Origin of the sequence: Streptomyces sp. NPDC057136 (assembly GCF_042670885.1) — a bacterium.
Taxonomy (GTDB): domain Bacteria; phylum Actinomycetota; class Actinomycetes; order Streptomycetales; family Streptomycetaceae; genus Streptomyces.
Window position 1 is genome coordinate 1 of sequence record NZ_JBHUUV010000083.1, and the last position, 7,148, is coordinate 7,148.

1 protein-coding gene is annotated in these 7,148 nt (G+C 67.8%); it reads left to right on the forward strand.

Annotated features, from left to right (window positions below):
* Window positions 1–7,148, forward strand: a 7,148-nt coding sequence (locus ACFT7S_RS38435; RefSeq protein ID WP_382741152.1) for an amino acid adenylation domain-containing protein, incomplete at both ends; no start/stop codon positions are given.

The window sequence follows — 7,148 nt, forward strand, 5'->3', positions numbered from 1 at the left end:
GCGGAGTGGCTGGCGGGGCTGCAGGACGAGCAGGTGCGGGCACGCCGGTTCGAGCACACGCCGTTGGTGACGATCGCGGACTGCAGCGAACTGCCAGCTGGTCAGGCGCTGTTCAATACCCTTTTCGTCTTCGAGAACTACCCGGTCGAGGAACTGGAAGAAGGACAGGCGGACTCCGCAGAGAGCGGCCTGCGCGCCGGGTTCAATCACATGCGCGAACAGGCCAACTACCCTCTGACCGTGGCCGCCAGCTCGGCACACGAACTCGCGCTCCGACTCACCTACGACCGCTCTCAGTTCGATGCGGCGACGGTGGAGCGTTTGGGGGCGCATTTGGTGACGTTGCTGGAGGCTGTGGCTGAGGATGCGGGGCAGCGGGTGGGTGAGTTGCCGGTGTTGTCGGCGGGTGAGCGTGAGCAGTTGGTGGGTGGTGGTGGCGGGGAGGTTGTGGTGTTGCCGTCGGTGGGTGGGGTGCATGAGCTGGTTGCTGAGCGGGCGGTTGCGGCCCCGGATGTGGTGGCGGTGGTGTCGGGTGATGAGTGGTTGACGTATGGGGGGTTGATGGCGCGGGCGAATCGGCTTGCGCGCTATCTCCGTGGGGTTGGTGTGGGTGCGGAGTCGGTGGTGGGTCTGTGTTTGCCGCGTGGGGTGGGCATGGTTGTGGCGGTGTTGGCGGTGTGGCAGGCGGGTGGTGCGTATCTGCCGCTGGATCCGGAGTATCCGGCGGATCGGTTGGAGTTCATGCTCGCTGATGCGGGTGTGCAGGTGTTGGTGGGTGAGCGGTCGGTTGCTGGTGAGTTGCCGGTGGATGCGATCGCGGGTGGTGTGGTGTGGCTGGATGATCCGGCGGTCGTGGATGCTTTGGCGGGGTTGTCTTCGTCGGCTCCTGAAGTGGCGGTGTTGCCTGGTCAGTTGGCGTATGTGATTTATACGTCGGGTTCGACGGGGCGGCCGAAGGGTGTGCAGGTTGCTCATGGTGGTGTGGTGAATCTGGCGTTGGTGTTGCGGTCGGCTTTGGGTGTGGGGGTGAGTGTGCGGGTGTTGCAGTTTGCGTCGTTGAGTTTTGATGCGGCGGTGTTGGATGTGGCGGTGACGTTGGTTGGTGGTGGGACGTTGGTGGTGGCGTCGTCGTTGGAGCGTCGGGTGCCGGTGGAGTTGGCGGGGTTGGTTCGTGCTGGTGGTGTGGGTTCGGCGAGTGTGTCGCCGTCGTTGTTGGGTGTGCTGGATGGTGCGGGGTTGTCGGGTGTGGGCAGTTTGTTTGTGGGGTCGGAGCGTGTGGGTGAGGGGGTGGTGCGGGAGTGGGGTCCGGGGCGTCGGTTGTTCATTGGTTACGGTCCGACGGAGATCACGGTGATTGCGTGTGCGGGGTTGGTGGACGCGGATGAGGGTGGTGTGCCCTCGATTGGTGTGCCGTTGCCGAATGTGCGTGTGTATGTGTTGGACGCGCGTCTGAATCCCGTACCTGTTGGGGTGGCGGGTGAGCTGTTCATTGCGGGCGCGGGTGTGGCGCGGGGGTATGGGGGCCGGCCGGGTCTGACGGGTGAGCGGTTTGTCGCTGACCCGTTTGTGGGTGATGGCAGTCGGATGTATCGCTCGGGTGATGTGGTGCGGTGGCTGGCGGATGGGCGGCTGGACTTTGTGGGGCGTGCGGATGACCAGGTGAAGGTGCGTGGGTTCCGTATTGAGCCGGGTGAGATCGAGGCGGTCCTGGCCGCGCATCCGCAGGTGAGGTCTGCTGTGGTGGTGGCTTTCGGGACGGAAGGGGACCGTCGTCTGGCGGCGTATCTGGTCCCGGCCGATCTGGGTGAGGGCATCCCTCCGGTGGCTGAGTTGCGGGTGTTTGCTGCGGGGCGGTTGCCGGAGTTCATGGTGCCGTCGGTGTTTGTGGAGTTGGCGTCGTTGCCGTTGACGGCGAATGGGAAGTTGGATCGTTCGGTGTTGCCGGAGCCGGAGGGTGTGCGGCAGGCGTTGGAGGGGTTTGTGGCTCCTTCGGGGGCCACGGAAGAGCTTCTGGCCGGCATTTGGGGTGGGGTTCTGGGTGTGGAGCGGGTGGGTGCCACGGACAGTTTCTTCGAGCTGGGTGGGCATTCACTTCTGGCGACACAGGTGATCTCGCGTATTCGCGAGGTGCTGGGTGTGGAGGTCGCGTTTTCGGTGTTGTTCGACCGTCCGACGGTGCGGGGGCTTGCGGAGGTGGTGGCGGTGTCCTCGGGAGCTGGGGCGGCCGTGCCGCCGATGTCACCGGCACGCCGCGACGAGCCGTTGCCGTTGTCGTTCGCGCAGCAGCGCCTGTGGTTCCTGGACCAACTCGACCCCGGATCAACCGAGTACAACGTCGCGCTTCCCGTCCGCCTCGACGGAGTACTGGACGTCGCCGCTTTGGGCGCTGCCCTGGGCGCGCTTGTCGCCCGCCACGAGGTGCTCCGCACCCGCCTGGTGGCGGATGCGGACGGAGTGGCGCATCAGGTGATCGACCCGCCGGCCGCCTTCCCGCTTCCCGTGGTGGACGTATCCGGCAGCGACGATCCGCTGGGCCAGGCCGAGCAGTTCGTCGCCCAGGGCATGACGGAGCCGTTCGACCTTGCGGCCGGTCCGCTCTTCCGCGGCACGCTGATCCGGCTGGGACTCGGTGAACACGTACTGTCGCTGGCCATGCCCCATGTCGTCTCCGACGAGTGGTCGGCGCGGATCATCCACCAGGAGATGGCGGCGCTCTACGAGGCCTTCCGTGCGGGCGAGCCGAACCCGCTGCCGCCGCTGCCGGTGCAGTACGCCGACTTCGCGGTCTGGCAGCGTGAATGGCTGAGCGGTGACGTCATCGACGGGCAACTCTCGTACTGGCGAGACCAGTTGTCGGGCGTGACCGAGCTCGAGCTGCCGCTCGACCGGACTCGTCCGCCGATTCGGTCATCGGTGGGGGCGAGCACGCAGTTCACCGTCCCCGCGGAGACGGCGGAGGCGCTGCGCGCGCTGTCACGTGCGAGTGGCACAACGATGTTCATGACGCTCCTCGCGGCGTTCGACATCCTGCTCGGCCGATACTGCGACACGGACGACGTCGCGGTCGGGACGGCCGTCGCCAACCGGAACCGGGCCGAGACAGAGAGCCTGATCGGCTTCTTCGTAAACACCCTCGTCCTGCGCACCGACCTGTCCGGAGACCCGACCTTCACCGAACTCCTCGGCCGTGTACGACAGACCGCGTTGGGCGCCTACGCCCACCAGGACCTGCCGTTCGAGCAACTGGTGGACGACCTCGTCACCGAGCGGGACCGGTCCCGGACCTCCCTGTTCCAGGTCTACTTCAACTACGTACGCGACGGCGCCGGTGCGGCGGACGCGTCTGAATCCGACGGCCCGGGCCAGCCGAATGACACACAGCCGGTGGATGGCGACGCCGATTCCGCGGTGCCTGGTCCCGCGATGACGCGTGACCTCACCCTCTCCGACCTGTCCCTGACCTTCAGGGACAACGGTGACGGCGCCCTGTCCGGCGAGATCGAGTACAGCACCGCACTGTTCGACGACGCCACGATGCAGCGCATGGCCGGCCACCTCGTCGCCGTTCTGCACGACGTCCTCGACCCGGACCGCAGCATCGGCGCCCTGGACCTGCTCACCGACACCGAACGCTCGACACTGCGGCACCTCGGAACAGGCACGGAGACGCACGCGGAAGGACGCCCCGTTCATCTGCTCGTCCAGGAGCAGGCGCACCGCACTCCCGACGCGGTCGCCGTCGTGGAAGGTGACCGTCACCTCACGTACGGCGGGCTGAACGCGCAGGCCAACCAACTGGCCCACCGGCTCACCGCGGAGGGTATCGGCCGCGAGGACGTCGTCGGCGTATGCCTCGCCCGCAGCCTGAAGTCGGTCGTGGCCCTGCTCGCCGTCCTCAAGGCCGGCGCGGCATACCTGCCGTTCGACTCGGACCAGCCCGCCCAGCGGCTCGAGCACATGATGGAGTCGTCCGGCGCGGCGCTGCTCATCACCCAAGCCGTACTGGAGGAACGGCTCGCAGCGGTTTCGTCCCCCCTCCTCCTCATCGACGCCGACTGGCCGGACATCGCCACCTACGCCACCGAGGACCCCCAGGCGGATGTGACGCCGCAGAACCTCGCGTACGTCATCTTTACCTCCGGTTCGACCGGTATGCCCAAGGGCGTGCTGATCCAGCACCACTCGTGGAGCCTGCAACTGCAGGAGATGGGCCGGCGGTACGGCCTGACATCGGCCGACGTGACGCTCCAGTTGGCGTCCCTCACCTTTGACGCCGCGCAGGAGCAGCTCTTCGCGATCCTGCTGCACGGCGGACGCCTCGTACTTCGTGGAGCGGACCAATGGGCGCCGGAGCGGGTACTGCGTGAGATCCGGGAACAGGCTGTGACCTCGGTGGAGATCACGCCCGCACTGTGGGAGATGATCATTCCCGGCCTTTCGGCCGGTGACGCGCTCGGGCCGGACTTCCGCTGGCTGATCCTGGGCGGCGAAGCGGTGTCCCCGCAGGCGCTCGGCCAGTGGTTCGCGCAGACGAACGTGCCCATCTACAACACGTACGGACCGACCGAGACAACCATCACCTGCGTCGCCTCCACACTGCGGGAGCCGGTGTCGTCCGTGCCGATCGGGCTGCCGATCGCGGACACGAAGGTGTACGTCCTCGATGCCCGGTCCAAGCCCGTGCCTGTTGGTGTCCCGGGCGAGCTGTTCATCGGCGGCGCCGGCGTGGCACGCGGCTACAGTGGGCGCCCCGCGCTGACGGCCGAGCGGTTCGTGGCCGACCCGTTCGCCGGCGACGGCGCGCGCATGTACCGGTCCGGCGACCGGGTGCGCTGGCTCGTGGACGGGCAGCTGGAGTTCCTCGGCCGCGCCGACCACCAGATCAAGGTGCGTGGAGTCCGTATCGAGCCGGGCGAGATCGAAGCCGTCCTGGCCACCCACACGGGCGTCCGGTCGGCAGTTGTGACGGCCTTCGGCGACGGCATGGACCGCCGCCTCGTGGCCTATGTGGTCCCGGCCGACCTCGGCGAGGGCATTCCGCCGATGGCCGCATTGCGTGACCACCTGCGGCAGAGCCTGCCGGACTTCATGATCCCCGCGGTGTTCATCGAACTCACCGAGCTGCCCCTGACCCAGAATGGCAAGCTCAACCGCGCCGTACTCCCGCAGCCCGACCTCACCGCCCACATGGAGGCACACGCATACGTGGCTCCGGCGGGCGCCACCGCGGAGCTGCTCGCCGGTATCTGGGAACAGGTCCTCAAGGTGGACGGGATCGGAGCCGATGACGACTTCTTCGGGATCGGCGGCCACTCGCTGCTCGCCACCCAGGTGATCTCCCGGGTGCGCGAGGTGTTCGGTACCGAGGTGCCGCTGTCGGCGCTGTTCGACCGGCCCACGGTACGTGGCCTGGCGGAGGCGATCGACGAGTCGGGTACGGGAGTGGCGGTGCCGCCGGTGACACCGGCCGGCCGGGACGAGCCGTTGCCTCTGTCGTTCGCCCAGCAACGCCTGTGGTTCCTGGACCGGCTGGACCCGGGTGCGCTGGGACACGTACTTCCGACCCCGATGCCTTGGCCCGGAGACCTGGACGTGGCCGCGCTGGGGGCGGCGCTGGGCGGTGTGATGGCGCGGCACGAGGTGCTGCGCACCCGCCTCACCTCTGACGCGGACGGTGTGCCGCACCAGGTGATCGACCCGCCTGCGCCCTTCCCGCTGCCGGTCGTCGACGTATCGGAGGCGACGGACCCGGTGGCCGCCGCCCACGCCCTGGTGGCAGCGGACGCGGCCACCCCGTTCGACCTGACGAACGGGCCACTGGTCCGGGCCGCTCTGATCCGTCTCGCGCCGGACGAGCACGTACTGGCGCTCACCATGCACCACGTCGTCACCGACGAATGGTCGGAGCGCATCTTCCAGCGCGAACTCGCGGAGCTGTACGACGCGTTCCGCGCGGGCGAGCCCGACCCGCTGCCGCCGCTGGCCGTGCAGTACGCGGACTTCGCGGTGTGGCAGCGACAGTGGTTGGCCGGCGAGGTCCTGGACGGGCAACTCGGCTATTGGCAAGACCAGTTGAAGAACATGCCGACCCTGGAACTCCCGATGGACCGGCCACGCCCGGCAGTGCGTTCCTCGGAGGGAGCGCAGGCCGCGTTCACCATCCCGGAGGCCGTGGCGGAGCCGCTGCGAGCGCTGTCGCGCGAGAGCGGCGCGACGATGTTCATGACGCTGCTGGCTGCCTTCGATGTCCTGCTGGGTCGGTATGCGGGTTCGGACGATGTGGTGGTGGGCACGCCGGTGGCGAACCGGAACCGTGCCGAGACCGAGGACCTGATCGGGTTCTTCGTGAATACGTTGGTGCTGCGTACGGACCTGTCGGGGGATCCGTCGTTCCGTGAGCTGCTGGAGCGGGTACGGGGGACGGCGCTTGGTGCGTACGCGCATCAGGATGTGCCGTTCGAGCAGTTGGTGGACGATCTGGCCGTCGAGCGTGACCGCTCGCGAAGCCCGCTCTTCCAGGTGTTCTTCAGCTACGACACGGGCGGCGCGCCGGAGGCAGCGGGTGAGCTGTCCAGTGAGCGGTCCGGTGAGTCGCCCGGGCATACGGCTCGCACGGTGCAGTTCGACCTGGCGCTGCGGCTCGGCGACAGCGAGGGCGGTGGGCTGGCGGGGCAGATCGAGTACAGCACTGCACTGTTCGATGCCGCGACCGTCGAACGCATGATGGCGCACCTGGTCACGCTGTTGCGGGCGGTGGCGGAGGAAGCTGACTGTCGGGTGGGTGAGCTGTCGGTTCTTTCGGCGGGTGAGCGTGAGTTGGTGGTGGAGGGGTGGAATGCGTCTTCGGTGGTGTTGCCGTCGGTGGGTGGGGTGCATGAGCTGGTTGCTGAGCGGGCGGTGGCGACCCCTGATGCGGTGGCGGTGGTGTCGGGTGATGAGTGGTTGACGTATGGCGGGGTGATGGCGCGGGCGAATCGGCTTGCGCGTTACCTCCGTGGGTCTGGTGTGGGTGCGGAGTCGGTGGTGGGTCTGTGTTTGCCGCGTGGCGTCGGGATGGTTGTGGCGGTGTTGGCGGTGTGGCAGGCGGGTGGTGCGTATCTGCCGCTGGATCCGGAGTATCCGGCGGATCGGTTGGAGTTCATGCTCGC